This is a genomic window from Micromonospora sp. NPDC049047 (assembly GCF_040649135.1).
Classification (GTDB): domain Bacteria; phylum Actinomycetota; class Actinomycetes; order Mycobacteriales; family Micromonosporaceae; genus Micromonospora.
In genome coordinates, this window is the sequence record NZ_JBEZEY010000007.1 from 280,184 (window position 1) to 299,141 (window position 18,958).

The 18,958-nt window shown below is 72.0% G+C and carries 16 protein-coding genes; 11 read left to right on the top strand and 5 right to left on the bottom strand.

Going from position 1 to position 18,958, the window contains the following annotated elements:
* Nucleotides 1–29 precede the first annotated feature (29 nt).
* The 5 genes from AB0B86_RS14535 (at nucleotide 30) to AB0B86_RS14555 (ending at nucleotide 6,978) form a co-directional block, all read left to right on the top strand.
* Nucleotides 30–1,157 carry an LLM class flavin-dependent oxidoreductase gene (locus tag AB0B86_RS14535; RefSeq protein ID WP_357403390.1) on the top strand — a complete coding sequence of 376 codons (1,128 nt, stop codon included), beginning with the start codon at nucleotides 30–32 and terminating at the stop codon, nucleotides 1,155–1,157.
* 11 nt (nucleotides 1,158–1,168) lie between these two features.
* Nucleotides 1,169–1,720 carry a flavin reductase family protein gene (locus tag AB0B86_RS14540; protein ID WP_357403388.1) on the top strand — a complete coding sequence of 184 codons (552 nt, stop codon included), beginning with the start codon at nucleotides 1,169–1,171 and terminating at the stop codon, nucleotides 1,718–1,720.
* Between the two features lie 265 nt (nucleotides 1,721–1,985).
* Complete coding sequence (locus AB0B86_RS14545) at nucleotides 1,986–4,370, top strand: AAA family ATPase (RefSeq protein WP_357403387.1); 2,385 nt, start codon at nucleotides 1,986–1,988, stop codon at nucleotides 4,368–4,370.
* Nucleotides 4,371–4,780: 410 nt separating this feature from the next.
* Entirely contained in the window at nucleotides 4,781–5,998 is a 1,218-nt protein-coding gene (locus tag AB0B86_RS14550) for a multidrug effflux MFS transporter (RefSeq protein WP_357403747.1), read from the top strand.
* A gap of 158 nt (nucleotides 5,999–6,156) precedes the next feature.
* Nucleotides 6,157–6,978: a metallophosphoesterase gene (locus tag AB0B86_RS14555; protein ID WP_357403385.1), complete on the top strand. Its 822-nt coding sequence runs from the start codon at nucleotides 6,157–6,159 to the stop codon at nucleotides 6,976–6,978.
* A gap of 73 nt (nucleotides 6,979–7,051) precedes the next feature.
* On the opposite strand, the gene AB0B86_RS14560 is transcribed toward AB0B86_RS14555, so the two are convergent.
* Nucleotides 7,052–7,717 (bottom strand): hypothetical protein, encoded by a 666-nt coding sequence (locus AB0B86_RS14560; RefSeq protein ID WP_357403383.1) that lies wholly within the window; start codon nucleotides 7,715–7,717, stop codon nucleotides 7,052–7,054.
* A gap of 23 nt (nucleotides 7,718–7,740) precedes the next feature.
* Between AB0B86_RS14560 and AB0B86_RS14565 the strand changes: the two genes are divergently transcribed.
* Both AB0B86_RS14565 and AB0B86_RS14570 read left to right on the top strand, forming a co-directional pair.
* Complete coding sequence (locus AB0B86_RS14565) at nucleotides 7,741–8,259, top strand: hotdog domain-containing protein (protein WP_234584049.1); 519 nt, start codon at nucleotides 7,741–7,743, stop codon at nucleotides 8,257–8,259.
* Nucleotides 8,260–8,401: 142 nt separating this feature from the next.
* Nucleotides 8,402–10,399 carry an acetoacetate--CoA ligase gene (locus tag AB0B86_RS14570; protein WP_357418106.1) on the top strand — a complete coding sequence of 666 codons (1,998 nt, stop codon included), beginning with the start codon at nucleotides 8,402–8,404 and terminating at the stop codon, nucleotides 10,397–10,399.
* Nucleotides 10,400–10,563: 164 nt separating this feature from the next.
* Here AB0B86_RS14570 and AB0B86_RS14575 read toward each other — a convergent pair whose 3' ends face one another.
* The gene (locus tag AB0B86_RS14575; RefSeq protein WP_357403379.1) at nucleotides 10,564–11,253 is read right to left on the bottom strand and encodes a TIGR03089 family protein; all 690 of its coding nucleotides are present in this window, start codon (nucleotides 11,251–11,253) and stop codon (nucleotides 10,564–10,566) included.
* A gap of 154 nt (nucleotides 11,254–11,407) precedes the next feature.
* Here AB0B86_RS14575 and AB0B86_RS14580 point away from each other — a divergent pair, with 154 nt between their 5' ends.
* Together AB0B86_RS14580 and AB0B86_RS14585 are read left to right on the top strand one after the other, a co-directional pair.
* Nucleotides 11,408–12,553, top strand: coding sequence for a glycosyltransferase family 1 protein (locus AB0B86_RS14580; RefSeq protein ID WP_357403377.1), 1,146 nt, complete (start codon nucleotides 11,408–11,410; stop codon nucleotides 12,551–12,553).
* Nucleotides 12,554–12,616: 63 nt separating this feature from the next.
* Complete coding sequence (locus AB0B86_RS14585; protein WP_357403375.1) at nucleotides 12,617–13,708, top strand: sugar phosphate nucleotidyltransferase; 1,092 nt, start codon at nucleotides 12,617–12,619, stop codon at nucleotides 13,706–13,708.
* On the opposite strand, the gene AB0B86_RS14590 is transcribed toward AB0B86_RS14585, so the two are convergent.
* Entirely contained in the window at nucleotides 13,677–14,285 is a 609-nt protein-coding gene (locus tag AB0B86_RS14590; protein ID WP_357403373.1) for an NUDIX hydrolase, read from the bottom strand. The two genes, AB0B86_RS14585 and AB0B86_RS14590, sit on opposite strands and share 32 nt — an antisense overlap.
* Before the next feature lie 39 nt (nucleotides 14,286–14,324).
* Between AB0B86_RS14590 and AB0B86_RS14595 the strand changes: the two genes are divergently transcribed.
* Nucleotides 14,325–15,371, top strand: coding sequence for a hypothetical protein (locus tag AB0B86_RS14595; protein ID WP_357403371.1), 1,047 nt, complete (start codon nucleotides 14,325–14,327; stop codon nucleotides 15,369–15,371).
* A gap of 287 nt (nucleotides 15,372–15,658) precedes the next feature.
* Nucleotides 15,659–16,657, top strand: coding sequence for a winged helix-turn-helix domain-containing protein (locus AB0B86_RS14600; protein ID WP_357403369.1), 999 nt, complete (start codon nucleotides 15,659–15,661; stop codon nucleotides 16,655–16,657).
* Between the two features lie 260 nt (nucleotides 16,658–16,917).
* Here AB0B86_RS14600 and AB0B86_RS14605 read toward each other — a convergent pair whose 3' ends face one another.
* Nucleotides 16,918–18,003 carry a coenzyme F420-0:L-glutamate ligase gene (locus tag AB0B86_RS14605; protein WP_357403367.1) on the bottom strand — a complete coding sequence of 362 codons (1,086 nt, stop codon included), beginning with the start codon at nucleotides 18,001–18,003 and terminating at the stop codon, nucleotides 16,918–16,920.
* On the bottom strand, nucleotides 18,000–18,947 hold the full coding sequence (gene cofD / locus AB0B86_RS14610; protein ID WP_357403365.1) for a 2-phospho-L-lactate transferase: 948 nt from the start codon (nucleotides 18,945–18,947) through the stop codon (nucleotides 18,000–18,002). Before cofD ends, AB0B86_RS14605 begins: the two co-directional genes overlap by 4 nt.
* Nucleotides 18,948–18,958: the final 11 nt, after the last annotated feature.

An 18,958-nucleotide genomic window follows, 5' to 3' on the forward strand; every position in this document is an offset into this window, starting at 1 on the left:
CGTCAACCGCCACAACGAGAGGAACTCTCATGCAACTCAAGTTCGGCGCGTTCATGGCACCCTTCCACCGGCTCGGTGAGGACCCGACCGGCGCACTGAGCCGCGACATGGAACTCGTGGAGTGGCTCGACACCCTGGGCTACGAAGAGATCTGGGTGGGCGAGCACCACTCCGGGGGCTGGTCGCCGATCTCGTCGCCCGAGCTCTTCCTGGCCAACGCGGCGGCCCGGACCCGCCAGATCAAGCTCGGCACCGGCGTGGTGAGCCTGCCCTACCACCACCCGCTGATGGTTGCCGAGCGGATCATGCTGCTGGACCACCTGAGCCGGGGTCGGGCGATGCTCGGGGTGGGCGCCGGCATCAACCCGGCCGACGCGTACATGATGGGCATCGCCGCGGGGGACCAGCGGCGGATGATGGCCGAGTCGTTGCAGGCCGTCGTCCAACTGCTCGAGGGCACCGAGCCGGTCAACTGCAAGACCGACTGGTTCGAGCTGCGCGACGCGGCCATCCAGCTCCGCCCGTACCGCCGGCCGGCTCTGGACATCGCCGTGGCCAGCCCGGGTTCAGAGCGGGGGATGCGGCTGGCCGGTCGCTACGGCGTCGGCGCGCTCACCTTCGCCGGCCGCCCCGGGGTGCCGGACGCCCCGCTCGACGGCCTCTGGCTGGCCACCGAGGACGAGGCGACCAAGTACAACAAGACAGTGGACCGCGCCAACTGGCGGGTTGCCATCTGCGTGCACGTCGCGGAGACCCGGGAGGAGGCGCTGAACCAGGTTCGTCCGGGCATGACCCGCTGGTACCAGGAGTACGTGCGGGAGACGATCGGCGCTCCGGCCGTGCTCACCATGGGCTGCGAGGTCGACGAGTGTCAGGATCAGAAGACCGTCATCATCGGCTCGGTCGACGACGTCATCGAGGGCATCCACCATCTCTACGCGGAGACCGGTGGCTTCGGCACGCTGTTGATCAACACCCACGACTGGGCGTCACGGGAGCAGGTGCTGCACAGCTTCGACCTGTTCGCCCGCTACGTGGCGCCGCACTTCACCGGTGCGCTGAGCGGTCTGCAGGCCTCCCAGCAGTGGTTGGCTACCAACCGGGACGACTTTTCCGCCCAGGGGCGCGAGGCCGCCAAGGCCGCGCCGGTCAGCTGAAGGGAGCACTCATGTCAGCCGAGGGCGTCGCGGAGCAGTTGGTCGCACCGTCTGTGGACGGCCAGACGTTCCGCGACGCGATGGCCCTGCTGGCCGCCCCGATCACGGTCGTTACCTTCAGCGACCACACCGGCCGCCGCTGGGGCTTCACCGCCAGTTCTGTGACGTCCGTCTCTCTCGATCCCCCATTGATCACGGTCGGTGTCGCGCACGCCTCCAGTTGCTACCGCGCCCTCGCGGTGGCGCCGGAGTTCGTCGTCAACGTGCTCTCCGATCGGCACCGGGCGGTGGCCACCCGTTTCGCCGCCCGGGGCCTGGACCGGTTCGCCGAGGGCGGCTTCGTCCGCTGGCCCGGCTCGATGCTGCCGTGCCTGGCCGACGCCCACCTTCTGCTGCGCTGCCGGCCCACCCATCTGGTGCCGGTGGGTGACCACGACCTGCTGGTCGGTACGCCGACCGAGGTGCGTATGTCCGGTCCTGGGAAGCCGCTGGTCTGGTACCGCAGGGACTTCCACATTCTGGAAGAAAACTTGTCTGATATCCGTCCCCGGCCCGGCCCGTAGCGGGAACTAACCACAAATTTCGGAATTGATTGGGGCGAATTTAGTACGTTAGTTGGCCTTTCCTCACCAGGCATTTCACTCGTTCGCGCAGCTGTGGCAAGCGGCTTGTCTTGGATCTGCCCCCGTGGTATGGTGGTGCCGTTAATGCGGAGAGTAATTACGTCGCGACTATCAGCATTGCTTGAATTGAATGGAGACACAACTCCATAAACTCGTATAACAGAAGACCCACATCAGTCCGTACGGGGGCGAACAGTTGAGTGATGTGAAAGTCAATGTTGCGTGTCTGGAAAAGCTGATCGCGGTGTATGACGGCACCAGGGAGGCCGGAGCGGCGGTCGTCGTCGAGGGGGACGTCGGCAGCGGTAAGACGGCACTCCTCGACGCTCTCGCTGCGCATGCCCGCGACCGTGGCGCGACAGTGCTGCGAGCGGTCGCCTCCCGGGCCCAGGGGGGTGTGCCACTGGGAGTGTTCCGCCAGCTCGCGGACGTTCTGCGGGTGCCACGGCGGCGGGCCGAGTTCGCGCGTCTGCTTGATGAGGCCGGTCTGGCCGGCGCTGCCCGGCCCGACGGGCCGGACGACCGGCTCGTCTCCGACGCCCGGGTGGGCGCCGCCATCGAAGGCGTCGGCCGCGTCCTGTTCCGGACCGCCGAGAGCAAGCCGGTCGTCATCCTCATCGACGATGTCCACCATGCGGACTTCGCCTCGCTGCGCTGCCTGGCCTACCTCACACGCCGGCTCACCGCCGCCCAGATCCTGCTGGTGATGACCAACTGTCGCGGCCTGCAGCCCCTGCACCCGCTCATCCATGCCGACGTGCTTCGCGGCAGTGGCGAGCGGATCGTCATTCAGATGCTCTCCCTGCTGGAGGTGGGCGAACTGTTGGCCGAGCGGCTCGACGGCCCGGTCGCGCCCAGCCTCGCCTGCGCGGTGCGGGCCGCTACCGGAGGCAACCCGCTGCTGGTCAACGCCCTCATCGAGGACTGCCGTTCCGGCCCCTCCCGGCCGTACGAGTTGTACGCCGCCGACGAGTTCGCCCGGGCGGTGCTCGGCTGCCTGTGTCGCCTCGACGCCGAAACCATCCAGGTGGCCCACGCGGTCGCGCTGCTCGACAATCCCGACAGCGAGGCGATCCTGCCCCGACTGCTCGGCTGCCCCAACGACGTCGTCGGCCGGGCCCTCGGCACACTGGAGAACGCCGGCGTCGTGCACCGGCTCCGGTTCCGCCACCCGCAGGCGCGCACCGCGGTGCTCAGCAGCCTGAGCCGGGAGGTTCGCTGCGAGCTGCACAGCAGGGCAGCCACCCTGCTGCACCAGCACTCCGCGGCTGCCGCCGTCGTCGCACCCCACCTCGCCTCGGCCGACCAGATGTACGACTCCTGGGCCATCCCACTCATGCACGAGGCAGCCGAGCAGGCGCTGGCCGACGAGGATCTCGAACTCGCACAGAACTACCTGCACCTCGCGTTCGACCGCTGCGACGACGTCGGCCAACGGGCCACCACCCAGTTCGCGCTGATGTCCACCGAGTGGTGGATCAACCCGGCGGTCGCCGCCCGCCACCTCGACGAGGTGCTGGCCGCCGCCCGTGCCGGGCAGTTGGGCTGGCGCGAGGGCGTCAAGGTCGCCGACCATCTGCTCTGGCAGGGCCGCACCGACGACACGATCACCCTGATGGAGGGGCTGCAGCTCGCCGACAACTCCGACGAGCAACTGGCCCGTGCGCTGCAGAACCTCTCCGGCTCGGTTCAGCGCGTCTTCCCCAGCCTGGCCGCGCGGCTGGGCTCGGGAACGATCGACCCGGTCCCGGTCTCCTCGCCCGCCGGCGAGGAGACGATCTCGGGCCTGCGCGAATTCCTGCTCGCCCAACGCCTCGACAACCACCTGATGGGCCGGACGCTGGGCGCCCTCGGCGCGTTGTTCATCTCCAGCGGCCCGCTCGACGCCGTGCACGAGGTGATCGAGAAGGGAGACTGGCTCATCCAGGCACCAACCTGGCGGGCGGTGGCCGCCGCGATCCGGGCCGAGGTCGCGTTCCGGATGGGCGCTCCGGCCGAGGCGCGGCTGCACGCGCAGAACGCGCTCGTGCTGATGCCACCGCGCGCCTGGGGCGTGGCGATCGGGGCACCGCTCACCACGCTCATCAACGTCGCGCTCGAGTCGCGCTGGCCCGAGGACGCCGCCGAGTTCGTCGGCATCCCGGTGCCGACGGCGATGCTCCGGTCGACCCTCGGCTGGCGCTACCTTTCCGCCCGCGGCCGGTTCTGCCTGGCCACCGGGCGCCGGCAGGAGGCGCTCTCCGACTTCCAGGCGGCCCATGAACTGGCCGCCGCACTGGACCTGGGCGACGCCCGAGGGCCGGCGGCGCCCGGCGGCGAGAACCTGGCCGGCCTCATCCCGCAGCAACGCACCGCGGAGTCGCACCCGGACTGCGACATGCTGTACCCGATCGGGCGGCTCAGCGACGCCGAGCGTCGGGTCGTGCGGCTCGCGGCACTCGGTCGCACCAACCGGCTCATCGCCAACGAGCTCTTCGTGACGATAAGCACTGTCGAGCAGCACCTCACCCAGGCGTACCGCAAGCTCGGTGTGCCCGGCCGCAGTCACCTGCACGCCGTCCTCGAGTTGGAGAACCAGCGGGCCGGCTGACCCGGTCACAGGTGCTCGTCCCAGCAGACGTGGGCGGGGCTCACCCCGCACACCGGCATTGCCGTACGCCCGTCGGGCGTGGGCGGGCGGGCTGCCGGCCGCCCGCCACGTCCGGAGCGAGCCGGCGCGGCGTGACGCCTCCCACAGCGGGAACGACTTACGGGTTCCGGGTGTTGGCGAGCGACAGGATCACCATCGGGTGATCGCCCCGACCAGCCCTCACCACGACCCCTGCCTCGTCACGCTCTGGTTGCCCCACGTCGGGCACCGGGCACGCCCCGCCGACCCCGTGACGACGCACGAGCTTCCGCAGAGAGATCGAGATGATGAAGCAGTTGGTGGACCAGACCGGACCGGGCACCCGCACGGCAGGCCCGGGCCCGTCCGGGGAGGTGCTGCCCGGTGACCTGATGACCAACCGTCAGCGGGTGCAACTCGTCCTCGTGCTGGGTGCGCTGATCGCCATCGGGCCGTTGACCATCGACATGTACCTGCCGGCGCTGCCCGCCATCACGGCAGGGATGCAGACCACCGAAACCGCGGTGCAGTTGACACTGACCGGCACCCTCGTCGGCCTCGCGCTGGGCCAGTTGCTCATCGGCCCGCTCTCCGATGTGGTCGGACGGCGGGTGCCGCTGCTGGCCGGGCTGGCCGCGCACATCGTGGCATCCGTGCTGTGCGTCTTCGCGCCGAACATCGAAGTGCTCGGTGTGCTGCGGGTCCTCCAGGGGCTGGGTGTCGCGGCCGCCACAGTGGTCGCCACCGCCGTCGTGCGCGACCTGTTCAGTGGCGCCTCGTTCGCCCGGATCTTCTCTCGGTTGATGCTCGTCATGGGCCTGGCGCCCATTCTCGCGCCCACCCTGGGCAGCGCCCTGCTGAGCTGGACCGACTGGCGGGGCGTCTTCGCGGCGCTTGCGGTGTTGGGCGCGTTGCTGATCGTCGTGGCCGCGCTCCGGCTCCCGGAGACCCTCCCGGTCGCGCGTCGGCGGCACGGCGGGGTCGGTGCCACAGTGCGCGACTACCGGGGGCTGCTCAACGACCGGGCGTTCGTCGGGCTGGTGCTGGTTGCCGGGCTGGCGATGGCGGCCCTGTTCGCGTACGTCGCGGGGTCGTCGTTCGTGCTGCAACGGGAGTACGGCCTCGACGAGCAGCAGTTCGGTCTGGCCTTCGGGGCCGGTGCCGTCGGCCTGATCGGGGCCACCCAGTTCAACGTCCGGCTGTTGCGCCGCTACACCCCGCAGCAGATCCTGGTCAGCGCGCTCATCGCGGGAACGGCGGCCGGGCTGCTGCTTGTCATGTTCGCGGCGACCAGCTTCGGTGGCCTGGGCACCCTGCTCGCGTCACTGTGGCTGGTCCTGGCCGCGGCGGGCCTGGCCCTGCCGAACGCTCCGGCGCTGGCCATGAGCCGGCACAGTGCGGCCGCTGGCACCGCCGCGGCGCTGCTCGGCGCAGTGCAGTTCGGGGTCGGCGCGCTCTCGGCACCACTGGCGGGCCTGTTCGGCACCGGGAGCGTACCGATGGCGATCGTCATCGCGGGTGGCATGGCCGCCGCGCTGATCGTCATGCTCCTCGTCGTGCCCCGCGCCGGCCTCGCGGTAGACCCGGACCTAGCGGTCGCCCTGCACTAGAAAAGTGGCGGGCGGGCCGGTTGCCCGGCCCGGACGCCGGTGCCGTGGCCAGCTCGGTGGCCCCGGGCGCGGCCACTGCCGCCACCGCTCCGAGATGCGCCGGCGCACTGCATTCGAGTGTGGTTCTGGCCGACGCGGCACAGTGGGAGGAGGCCATCATGGCAGGCGTGTACGACGTGTATGGACTGAGCAGCCGGCCGGAACGCCTCACCTCGGTGGCGTACCGCCAGGCCAGGGCGGGCGGGGGGATCGAGGCTGCCCAACTGCCTGTCGACCGGATCACCGTCGACCGGCTGCCCGCCGGCTGTCGTGCGGTGCTGGTGGCCGGCGACCTCCAGGGGGTCGCCAGTCCGCCCTTCGGGGGTGACCCGGTGCTGCTCGGGGTGGCCCTGGCCGACTATCTGACGGTGTGGGCGGAGGTGGGCCTGCTGCCGCCGCCGACCGAGGTCGGTGTGCTGCTGGCCGGTGACCTCTACTCGGCGCCGGGCGCGGACCGCCGGGGGGTCTCCGGGGACGTCACCGACGTCTGGCTCGCCTTCGCCGCCGCCGGGTGCCCCTTTGTCGTCGGGGTGGCGGGCAACCACGACGAGATCGACGCCGCCGAGGTGGCCGGCATGGGGCCTGCGGTCCGACTGCTGGACGGCGACCGGTTCACCGCGGGCGGAGTGCTGTTCGGCGGGGTCGGCGGGGTGACCGGCGGGCCGGACCGGCCGGGGCGACGGAGCGAGCGGGCATTCCTCGCCGCGATCGCCGAGTTGACCGGGACGCCGCCCGTGGACGTCCTCGTCCTGCACGAGGGGCCATCCGGCGACGAGCCCGGACAGTTGGGGAACGCTGCGGTGCGGCGCCTGCTGGAACGGCGCCCACCGGCCCTGACGGTCTGTGGCCATGTGCACTGGAACCAGCCCCTGTCCCGGCTCGGAGCCGGGCAGGTGGCGAACGTGGACGGGCGGGCGCTGCTCCTCGTTGGCGGTTCCTGAGCCGCCACCGTGACCAGCGCGACTCGCGCAGTGGGTCTGGTCGGGCGGGCCGGTTGCCCGGCCCGCCCGACGATCAACGGATTTCGGTGGTGTCCTCGGGGCGGGACTGGCCGCGCGGCGGGGCGGACCACGGCGATTCGCCGCCCACCCGGCGCGGCAACGGATCGGTAGGTGTTGGCTCGGCCGGGTAACCGAGAGTGAGCGGTGCGGTGTCGCGCTCCGCCGGCGCGGGGGACGGCCAGTCGGTGAGGGTGAAGTCGTCGCCGCGCGGGCCGTCCGCCGACGCCGGTGTCACGGCCGGCGCGGTCGCGGCCTGCGGCCACTGCCGCCAGCGTTGACCGCTGAACGTCGCCATGAGCAGCAGCAGGCCGATCAGGAAGAGCGTGCCGTTCTCCACCGGCAGCCGCAGCGGCAGTGGGTCACCGAACACCTTCCAGTCGTGCGGGATCGCGTCGCGCACCTCGAACGGCGCCACGAACATCCCGACGTACGGTGTGACAAGCAGTAACCCGGCCACCACCGGGCCGGCCGGTGAGAAGCGCAGTGTGCCGAGAAGCCCGAGCAGGACACCGCCGACGCCGAGGTACACGGCCGGTTCGATCAGGTTGGCGGTGTTGAAGGTGCCGATCTCCACCCAGCGGTCGACCGTCCGGCTCGACCCGTCCTGCCCGAGTGTGACAAGCGCCCACGTGATGGGTGCCACCACCAACCCGGCGAGGAAGCTCCAGAGATGTCGCATCCGCGCACCGTACCGTTTCCGGCATGACCGAGCACCTCTCCGCCGCTCCGACCGGCAAGCCGACGTCGTACTCCCGCGTCACCCTCAGCAAGATCATGACTGCGGTGGACGTGAACCTCTACGGAACCGTCCACGGCGGGGTCCTGATGAAGTTCGTCGACGACGTGGCGGGCGCCGCCGCCGCCCGGCACAGCGGCGGCACGGCGGTAACCGCGGCGATCGACGAGATCGTCTTCTCCGAGGCCGTCCGGGTCGGTGACCTGGTGCACGCGCACGCCCAGGTGAACTGGACCGGGCAGACGTCGATGGAGGTGGGCGTGCGGGTGGTCGCGGAGCGGTGGGACTCGGCCGAGGACGCGCCGGTACGGGTGGCCACGGCGTACCTGGTCTTCGTCGGGGTGGACGTCGGCGGTGCGCCGCGCACTGTGCGTCCGGTGCTGCCGGAGACGCCGGAGGACGAGCGTCGGTTCAAGGAGGCGGAGATCCGCCGTGCGCACCGACTGGCCCGTCGGCGGGCCATCCAGGCGCACCGGGCGGGCTGAACCACATGGCTGGGTGGGCTGGAGTGTGGGCCGGGCACGCGTCGACAGGCGTACCCGGTGCGCAGAATGGCGCTTTGGGGTAGGGCAAGATGGCGCCACGGCCCATTCACAGTGTCGTGCGGGGCCAGGGGAGGGTGGAGCAGTGGGTGACGTGCTGTGGGCGCCGCCGGCGGACGTGCTGGAGCGGTCCCGGATCGGCGACTACCTGCGCTGGCTGCGAGAGCACCGCGGGCTGGACTTCGCCGACTACGACGCGCTGTGGCGGTGGTCGGTCACCGACCTGGACGCGTTCTGGCGCTCGATCTGGGACCACTTCGAGGTGATCGCGCACACCCCGCCGACCGTCACCCTGACCGAGCGGGGGATGCCCGGGGCGGGCTGGTTCCCGGGCGCCACCCTCAACTACGCCGAGAACGTGCTGCGGATGCCGGGCCGCGCCGACGAGGACCCCGTGGTCATCGCGCACGGTCAGACCCGGGAGCCGGTCACCCTCACCGCCGGGGAGTTGCGCGAGCAGGTCCGCCGGGTGTCGGCCGGTCTGCGCCGGCTCGGCGTCACCGCCGGGGACCGGGTGGCGGCGTACGCGCCCAACATTCCCGAGACGTACGTCCTGCTGCTGGCCACCGCCAGCCTGGGGGCCATCTTCTCGTCCTGCGCGCCCGAGTTCGGCACCCGCAGCGTCACCGACCGGTGGCAGCAGATCGAACCGACAGTGCTGGTCGCCGTGGACGGCTACCGCTACGGCGACAAGCCGGTGGACCGCCGCGCCGAGGTCGCCGCGATCCGGGCGGCCCTGCCGTCGCTGCGCCACACGGTGAGCATCGGCTACCTCGACCCGGCGGGCCGCGCGCCCGAGGGCGCGCTGGGCTGGGCGGAGCTGGCCGCGCCCACCGACGAGCCGTCGACGTTCACGCCGGTGCCGTTCGACCATCCGCTGTACGTGCTCTACTCCTCGGGCACCACAGGCCTGCCGAAGCCGATCGTGCACGGCCACGGCGGCATCCTGCTGGAACACCTGAAGATGCTCGCCCTGCACCACGACCTCGGCCCGGCCGACCGGTTCTTCTGGTTCACCACCACCGGCTGGATGATGTGGAACTTCCTGGTCTCCGGGCCGGCGGTGGGCGCGGCCATCGTGCTCTTCGACGGAAACCCGGGGGTCCGGGCGGAGCCCGGCCGGCCGGCCGAGCCCGACCTCGGCGCGCTGTGGCGGCTGGCGGCCGAGACCGGCACCACGTACTTCGGCACCTCCGCCCCGTTCCTGCTGGCCTGCCGCAAGGCCGGCGTGGTGCCCCGCGAGGTCGCCGACCTGTCTGCGCTGCGCGGCGTCGGTTCCACAGGTGCGCCGCTGCCCGCCGAGGGCTTCGGATGGGTGTACGAGACCGTCAGCGACCAGGTGCAGCTCCAGTCGCTCTCGGGCGGCACCGACGTGTGCACGGGCTTCGTCGGCGGGGTGCCGCTGCTGCCGGTGTACGCCGGCGAGATCGCCTGCCGCGCGTTGGGCGCCAAGGTGGAGGCCCGCTCGGCAGACGGCACCCCGGTGCTCGGCGAGTTGGGCGAGCTGGTGATCACCGAGCCGATGCCGAGCATGCCGGTGGGCTTCTGGAACGACCCGGACGGCACCCGTTACGCCGAGGCGTACTTCTCCGTCTACCCGGGCGTCTGGCGGCACGGTGACTGGATCACCATCAACTCCCGGGGCGGCTGCGTGATCACCGGGCGCTCCGACGCCACCCTCAACCGTGGCGGGGTCCGGCTCGGCACCGCAGAGTTCTACTCGGTGGTCGAGGGCCTCGACGAGGTCGTCGACTCGGTGGTGGTGCACCTGGAGGACGACGAGGGTGGCGCGGGTGAACTGCTGCTCTTCGTGGTCCTGGCCGACGGCCTGACTCTTGACGACGGGCTGCGCAAGAAGATCTGCCGCGAGCTGCGCACCGCGCTCTCACCCCGGCACGTGCCCGACGAGATCCACCAGGTACGCGCCGTGCCCCGCACCCTCTCGGCGAAGAAGCTCGAGGTGCCGGTCAAGAAGATCCTCACCGGCACCCCGGTCGACCAGGCAGCGGCCAAGGGCGCGCTGGTGAACCCGGATTCGCTCAACGCGTTCGCCGCCCTGGCCCAGTCCCGCCCCCGCCCCTAACCCCAACCCCAACCCCAACCCCCCCCCGCGCCCCACCCTCCCTGGCGTCGATCATGGAGTGGTGGTGCCCCATAAAAGGTGCATTTCGCCGCCATTCGCCCACCATGACTCCATGATCGACGCGGGCGGGGGCGGGAGGGCCGGGGGGTCAGGGGGGTGCGGGGTTAGGGGAGGGGGTGGGTGACTTTTTCGCTGGTCAGCCGGGTGGCCAGGCGGGTCGGGTCCGGGTTGGCGCACAGGACCACAGTCGCGGCCCGGGTCAGCGGCGCCAGCAGCCAGTCGACCGGGTCGGGGTAGCGGTCGGCGTCGACGAGGACCCTTGCGCCTTGCTCGATGCCCAGCTCCGCGGCGCGCGCCTCGGCGCGGGCCAGCAGATGCGCGTCCGCCTGGCCAGGGCCGGGCTGCGGGGTGAAGTGGTCGCCGTGCCCGCGTACCTCGACCACGTAGTCGACGAAGCCGGGCGGCACCTGCCGCAGCGGGGCGGCGAGCGGGGCGAGGCCCAGGGCGTACCGCTCGTCGGCGGACCAGGACTGTGCCTCGTCGAGCCGGTCGGCGGCGGCGAAGAGCACGTCGACCTCGCCCGGTGTGTCGATGACGGTCACCTTGGCCGACCAGCAGCCCAGCAGGACGGCGGCGGTCTGCCAGTGCGGGGGGAGCAGCACGCCGGCCGGGGTGCCCGGGGCGAGGCCGACCTCGTCGACGAGAAGGTTGGCGGTCTTCGCCACCCAGTTCGCCACTGTCGCGCCGGAGAGTTCGGTGCGGTCGCCCGTGGAGTCGTCGTACCAGGTGAGCAGCGGTCGGGTCGGGTCGGTCGCGATCGCGTCGGCGAACACCCGGGCAATGTTGTCGGCCATCGGGGCGAACGATACGCCTCTCCCGCCCGTACTCGATGACGATGACAAGTCGGCGTACCGTCGGGTCGCAGTCAGCGTCGGCCCCGCGCTCCGGCGTAGGCTTGACCCCCGGAGTGTTCTTCCCCACAGACCCGCCAGTGCAAGGAGTCGCCACGTGACCGCCGGTCGCCCGCCCCGCGTGCTCATCGACGCCACGAGTGTCCCCGCCGACCGTGGTGGCGTCGGTCGATACGTCGACGGCCTGCTCGGTGCCCTCGGCAAGGTGTGCGGGTCGGGGGTGGAGTTGGCGGTGGTCAGCCTCCGCACCGACCTGGAGCGTTACACCCGGATGCTGCCCGGCGCGGAGATCATCCCAGCGCCGGCGGCCGTGGCGCACCGCCCGGCCCGGCTCGCCTGGGAGCAGACCGGCCTGCCGCTGCTCGCCCAGCAGGTGAGCGCCGACGTGCTGCACTCGCCGTTCTACACCTGCCCGCTGCGGGCCGGTTGCCCGGTCACGGTCACCGTGCACGACGCGACGTTCTTCACCGAGCCGGAGCACTACGACAAGTCCCGCCGCACGTTCTTCCGCAGTGCCATCAAGACCTCGATGCGGCGTGCCAACCGGGTGATCGTGCCCAGCAAGGCCACCCGCGACGAGCTGATCCGGCTGCTCGACGCCGACCCCACCCGGATCGACGTGGCCTACCACGGCGTCGACCAGGCGGCCTTCCACGCCCCGACCGAGGAGGAGAAGGCTCGGGTCCGCGCCCGGCTGGGGCTGGGCAACAGCAGCTACGTGGCCTTCCTCGGCGCCAAGGAGCCGCGGAAGAACGTGCCGAACCTGATCCGTGGTTGGGCGCGTGCGGTGTCCGACCGGGCCGAGCCACCGGCCCTGGTGATCGCCGGTGGGCAGGGGCACGACGACGACATCGACCGGGCGGTGGCCGAGGTCCCGTCGCACCTACGCCTGCTGCGCCCGGGCTACCTGCGCTACGCCGACCTGCCCGGTTTCCTCGGTGGGGCACTCGTGGCCGCCTATCCGTCCTACGGCGAGGGGTTCGGGCTGCCGATCCTGGAGGCCATGGCGTGCGCCGCCCCGGTGCTGACCACGCCCCGGCTATCGCTGCCCGAGGTGGGTGGGGACGCTGTCGCGTACACCTCCGAGGACCCGGAGCAGATCGGCACCGACCTGGCCGCGCTGCTCGACGACGAGCAGCGGCGGTTGTCGCTGGCGAAGGCGGGCTTCGACCGGGCCAAGGAGTTCACCTGGGAGTCCAGCGCCGAGGTGCACATCGCCGCCTGGAGTCGCGCCCGTTCCTGATCCCCGGGGGCCCTGGTGGTGACCCGTGCCACTGCCGGCGGCTGCGTCGGGCATGATGTGCGGATGCTTTATGCGGTTATTCCGGCAGGTGGCAGCGGCACGAGGTTGTGGCCGTTGTCCCGCGCCGGCCACCCCAAGTTCCTCCATCCGTTGACCGGCACCAGTTCCTCGCTGCTCCAGGCGACGGTGGAGCGGCTCGCGCCGCTGACCACACCGGAGCGGACCCTGGTGGTCACCGGCGCCGCGCACGTCGCGGCGGTGGCTCGGCAGCTGACCGGTCTGCCGGAGGAGAACATCCTGGTCGAGCCCTCCCCGCGGGATTCGTGCGCGGCGATCGCGCTGGCCGCCGCGGTGATCGCGGTGCGCGACCCGGAGGCGGTGATGGGCAGCTTCGCTGCCGACCACCTGATCGGCGACCCGGGCAGTTGGGTACGCACGGTCCAGGAGGCGGTCCGGGGGGCCGAGCAGGGGATGCTGATGACGGTCGGGATCACCCCGACCCGCCCGGAGACCGGCTACGGCTACCTGGAGACCGGCGAGGAGACCGACGGCGTTCCGTGGCGGCCGGTGGCCGAGTTCAAGGAGAAGCCGGGCGCGGAGGTCGCCGAGGCGTACGTCCGTTCCGGCCGGCACCTGTGGAACGCGAGCATGTTCGTGTGGCGGGTGGATGTCTTCCTCGCCGAACTGGCCCGCCAGCAGCCGGCGTTGCACGCTGGTGTCACCGCGATCGCCGCCGCCTGGGGCACCCCCGAGCAGGACGAGGTGCTCGGCGCGATCTGGCCGACCCTGCCGAAGATCTCCGTCGACTACGCGGTGATGGAGGGCGCGGCCACCGCGGGACGGGTCGCGACGGTACCGGGCGACTTCGGTTGGAACGACGTCGGCGACTTCCACACCCTGGGTGAGGTGCTGCCGGCCGACGACGCGGGCAACGTGGTACTCGGCACCGACGCCAAGCCCGGGGTGCTCCTGCGGGACAGCGCCAACCTGGTGGTGGTGCCGCAGTCCGGCCGGTTGGTGGCGGTGCTCGGGCTGCGCGACCTGATCGTGGTGGACACCCCGGACGCGGTGCTGGTCTGCCCGCGTGACCAGGCCCAGGGCGTCAAGGCCCTGGTCGACGAGCTCAAGGCGCGCGGCGAAGAGGGCTACGTCTGAAAGCTGCCAGGGCGGGCGCGATCAGTTGTACGGTCCCGCCGGCCAGCGGCTCGGGTAGTTGGTCCGGCGGAAACCAGCCCAACTCCTCGGCCTCGTCGCTGATCTGCTCCACCGCGCCGGGCGGGGCGACCACCGCGAACCGGACGTCGTGGTGGCGGGAGCCGCCCTGACAGAGCACCTCGTGCACGTCGACGTCGATCGGCACCGGGTCGATGCGCAGGCCGGCGATCCCGGACTCCTCGGTGGCCTCGCGCAGCGCGGCGGCCACCAGGGTCTGGTCGACCGGCTCACAGTGCCCGCCGAGCTGCACCCACCTACCGAACTTCACGTGCAGGCAGAGCAGCACCCGCGTGGCGGTGGCGTCCAGCACCAGCGCGCTCGCGGTGATGTGCCCGGGGCGGTGCTGCCGGCTCATCGCGATCGGCCCAGCCCCGAGCAGGGCGAGGGTCCGGTCCCGCGCGGTGGCGGCGGCCGGGCTGGTCGGCTGCCAGCCTTCGAGCAGCGCGGTCGCGTCGGCGTGCAGCGGCGCGTACACCTGGGGGTCGGTCGGCTGGGCGGTGATCGGGGTGTCGGGCACCCCGTCACTGTACGAGCGGCCCCTCCGTACGCTGACTCGGTGACCCTGCGACTCGTCGAATTCGTGGTGGCCGGCAACGAGGCGAGCGATCTGCTGCCGGTGCGCTCGGCGGCGTTGCTGCGTGCGTACGGGGCCCGGCGGGGCTTCTGGACGGTGCTGGACGAGGGGCCGGTGGAGCGCTGCCTGGCATTGCTGCTGGAGCGGGATGACGGCGAGTGGACGGCCCGGCACGTGCTGGCGGACGCCGGTGTGCAGAACGGGCGGACCGAGGATGGCGAGGCGCTCGCCCAGCACGACGGCTGGGTGTACGTCTTCGGCTCCCACTTCGGTTCGAAGGCTGGTCCGCTGCGGCCCCGGCGTGCCTTCGTGGCCCGTTTCCGGGAGGACGACGCGGCGGCCGGGCCGGTGCCGGTGCAGGTGGTGCGCAACTCGTTCCGGCTGCACCGGGCGGTGAACGATGCCCTCGCCGGGTCGCCGTTGACCCTGCTGTCACCCGGGGCGCGGGTGCGGGCCCGGTTCATCGTGGAGACGCTGGCGCGGGGGACCGCCCGGGAGAAGCGCTGGGTGAGTCGGCTGGCCCCGGACGACCTGCCGTTGAACGTGGAGGCGGCGGCGTTCACTCCGGCCGGGACGGTGCTGCTCGGGCTGCGGTTCCCGGTCACGGCTGCCGGTGAGCCGATCCTGGTGGAGGTCGCCGGTGTGCCGGGCATGTTCGCGGCGGAGCCGGCGTGGCCCGAGGTGTTGCGCGCGTACGTGGTGACCGGGGTGACCCCGCCGGGGAAGCTGACCGGCTTCCGGGCGATCACCCCGACCCCGGACGGCGGGTACGCGGCCGTGATCGGCTCGATCGACGCGCTGGGCAAGGGGTCGGTGCTGTTGGACGACCATCCGCGCGGCGGTGAGGTCACGTCCCGGCACGTCCGCTTCCGACTCCCGGCCGACGGGTCGGCCGAGGTGTGTCGGCTCGTCGGGGAGCCGGTGCGGGACCTGGCACCGTTTCACCACGTGGAGGGACTGGCCGAGCTGGACGGGCGACCGTTCTACGTCACGGACGAGGATCACCGGGTCGCACTCTGGGTTGGTTGAGTCGAGTGGGTGACGGGGTGAGGCTGGATGACCGGACGGCACCTCTGCGGAGCAAGGGCCGCAGACCCTCGTGGTGCCGCCCGATCACCGGGGCCTCCCCAGACCCGGTGCCCTGGTCCCGGAGCGTCGAGGACGCACCGGCACGGTGTTCGGGCACTGGAAGCATCTCGAACCCCTCCGGCGCCGTCGAGCTTTTTCAGCCCAGGCTTAAAGATGGAGATTAGTGCCGTCCAGGTAGAGTCGAACGGTCGCCCGGCATCCCCCTGCCGGCGACACTGGAGCACTCCATGCTGAAGATCCACTTTTCCGGGGAGGACATCCTCCGGACCCGGGTGGCGCCGGCGGCGGACCCGGTCTGGGAGTTGGTCCTCAGCCTGCACGCACTGCGAAGCCGCAACCGCGATCCGTTGACGGCGAACTGGCGGCGCACCGTGTCCCAAGGGCTGCGCCAGGACGTCGGCTCCGAACAACTCCGGTTGCTCTTCGCGTTGAGCCCGCCGCGCGGCTACTTCCCGGACTTCCTCACCCCGTACGCAAGCGTCGACGGCTTCGAGGCCGGGCTGGAGGCGCTCCGCAGCACCCCGACCGGAATGCTGCAGCGAGACCTGAGCGTGCTCGCGGCCGAGAACCAGTTGCCGCCCTCGGCCGCCGCGCTGGCCCGGGGAGAGGTGGCGGTGCTGCACCACCTCGCCGATTCGATGGTCCAGTACCGGTCGTTGGCGATCAACCCGTACTGGAGCCGGATTCAGTCGGCGGTCGCGGCGGACCGGGCGCACCGGGCCAGGGCGCTGCTCGACGGTGGTGTCGAGGGGTTGCTCACCAGCCTCCGGCCGGCCATGCGCTGGGGCGGTGGGGTGCTTGAGGTCCGCAACTACCCACACAGCCGGGAGCTGCACCTGGACGGTCGAGGGCTGCTGCTGGTCCCGTCGTTCTTCTGTGCGGACACGCCTGTCGCCCTGCTGGACCCGGCCCTGCCGCCGGTGCTTGTCTACCGGGTGGACCGGCTGGGCGGGCTGGCGTCGGCCGACGGCACCGGCGCAGCCCGGTCCGCTGCCGGACGCGACTCACTTGCCGCGCTGCTCGGCCGCACCAGGGCGGCGGTGTTGCAGGCCAGCGACGAGGGCTGCACCACCGGCGAGGTTGCCCGCCGGCTCAACATCTCACCGGCGGCGGCGAGCCAACACGCCACGGTGCTGCGCAACGCCGGTCTGCTGGTCAGCCACCGGGACCGCAACAGCGTGCTGCACACGTTGACCCCGCTCGGCCGGGCCATGCTGGACGCCTGACCCGGCCACCGCGCGAGCGTTGGCGCTGACCGGGCCGGCCGTCTCCTACCGCGTGAGCGCGGCGTCCGCCGGGCCGCTGGGACGGATCGCCCGGCCGTCTCCCACCACGCGAGCGCGGCGCTGGCCCCGGCCGGTTGGGCGGATCGCCTGGCCGTCTCTCGCCGTGCTCGCCCGGCCGGTGGGACGGATCGCTCGGCCGTGTCTCACCGCGGTAAGCGCGGCGCTGGCCGGGCCGGTTGGACGGACGGCCCGGCCGTCTCTCAGAGCGCGAGCGCGGCGCTGGCCGGGCTGCCGGGCGGCGGTGGCAACAGCGTCGACCCGACGCCCTGGGCGGCCAGGGCGACGCGCAGTCGGTGCAGGTCGGCACCGAAGCGAACCAGGCCGATCGGGTCGACCGGGGTCGGGGGCGAGCCGAGCAGCAGGGTTGCCCCCTCCGGCCAGCCGGGCATCTCGGCGACCAGTCCGGCGCGTACCTCGGCCTCGTCGACCAGGGTGAAGACCGTGCCGGGGGTGACCACCTCGGCAACAGCGTCGATCGCCCGTCGCACCGCGGTCAGGTCGGCCGGCGTGGGACCGGGACCGTCGGCCAGGGTGGCGGCGTCGGCCAGCCCCGCGGCGCGGGCTTCGGCGGTGCCGAGCGCGAAGAGGTCCTGTGCCCCGTCGCGGATCAGCGCCCGCGCGCCACCGGCGTCGTCCGGGGTGGTGGCGGACAGGTAACCCCGCACGACCGCGACGGGGACCTGATCACACTTGCCCTTGATCAGCTCACCGGCGGCGGCCAGCTCGTCCACCACCGCCATCTGGGTCAGCTGAAGCTCGTTGCCGTACGGGTCGACCTCGCCCCGGTGGTCGCGGATCGCCGGCATGCCGGCCACGCCCAGCGCCACGTCGGTGAGCCCGTTGCGCCAGGGCCGGCCCATGGTGTCGCTGACGATCACGGCCACGTCCAGCTCGTAGCGTTCGCGCAGCGCGTCGCGGAGCGCCCGTGCCGAGGCGTCCGGGTCGACCGGCAGCAACACCAGCTGGGTCTTGTCCACGTTCGACGCGTCGATACCGGCGGAGGCCATCACGAAGCCGTGGTGGGTCTGCACGATCCGGGTCGGCCCCCGGCTGGCGACCACCCGTGCCGTCTCACCGGCCAGGACCTCGTCCCGTGCGGCCAGCCGCTCGGGCCCGTCCGCCGGCACGTCGACAAGTCGCCCCTCCGACTTGGAGACGATCTTGCTGGTCACCACGAGCACGTCCCCGTTCCGCAGCCACGGCGCCGCGGTGGCGATCATCGCCGCCAGGTCGTCACCCTCGGTCACGTGGCCGATGCCCAGCACCGGCAGGATCTCCAGCCTCACGTCAACTCCACTGCGGCGCGGACCATGGCCACCGTCGCCGCCTCGTCGGTCATCCGCAGCGGCATCGCGCGGACGGTCACTCCCGGCACCACAGTGCCAGCGTCCTCGTCGGCCACCAACCAGCCGTCCAGCAGGCCACCGTCCGACCGGCCCCCGTAGAGACGGCCCACCCCGGCGGCGCTGCACTCGACATCCAGCACGGCGAGACAGCGGTCGGCCATCCCCCGCACCGGAGCGCCGCCGATGATCGGCGCGACGCCCACCACCGGCGCCGGGCCGTCCGCCACCGCCTCCCTCAGCCCCGGTACGGCCAGCACCGGCGCGACGCTCACCACCGGGTTGCTGGGGGCGACGAGCACCAGGTCGGCCGAGCCGATCGCGTCCAGCACCCCGGGTGCCGGCTTCGCCGTCTCCGCACCGACGAAGACGAAGCGGTGGGTGGGGATGTCGGCCCGGTGCCGGACCCACCACTCCTGGAAGTGGATCGCCCGCTGCCCCTGCTCGTCCTCCACCACCGCATGGGTCTCCAGGCGGTCGTCGGTCGCCGGCAGCAAACGCACCCCCGGCTGCCAGCGGGTGGACAGCGCCTCGGTGACCGCGCTCAACGGGTAACCGCCATTGAGCATGGTGGTGCGCACCAGGTGGGTGGCGATGTCCTTGTCGCCGAGGCCGAACCAGTCCGGCTGCGCCCCGTACGCGGCCAGCTCGCCCTTGACCGTCCAGCTCTCACCGACCCGACCCCAGCCCCGCTCCGGGTCCGCGCCCCCGCCGAGCGTGTACATCACGCTGTCCAGGTCGGGACAGATCTTCAACCCGTGCAACCACAGGTCGTCGCCGACGTTGACCACGGCGGTCACCTCCGCGCCGACTTCGCGGGCGTACGCCCGGACGCCGAGCAGGAACCGGGCGCCGCCGATGCCGCCGGCCAGAACCACGATGTGCATGACGACCATCC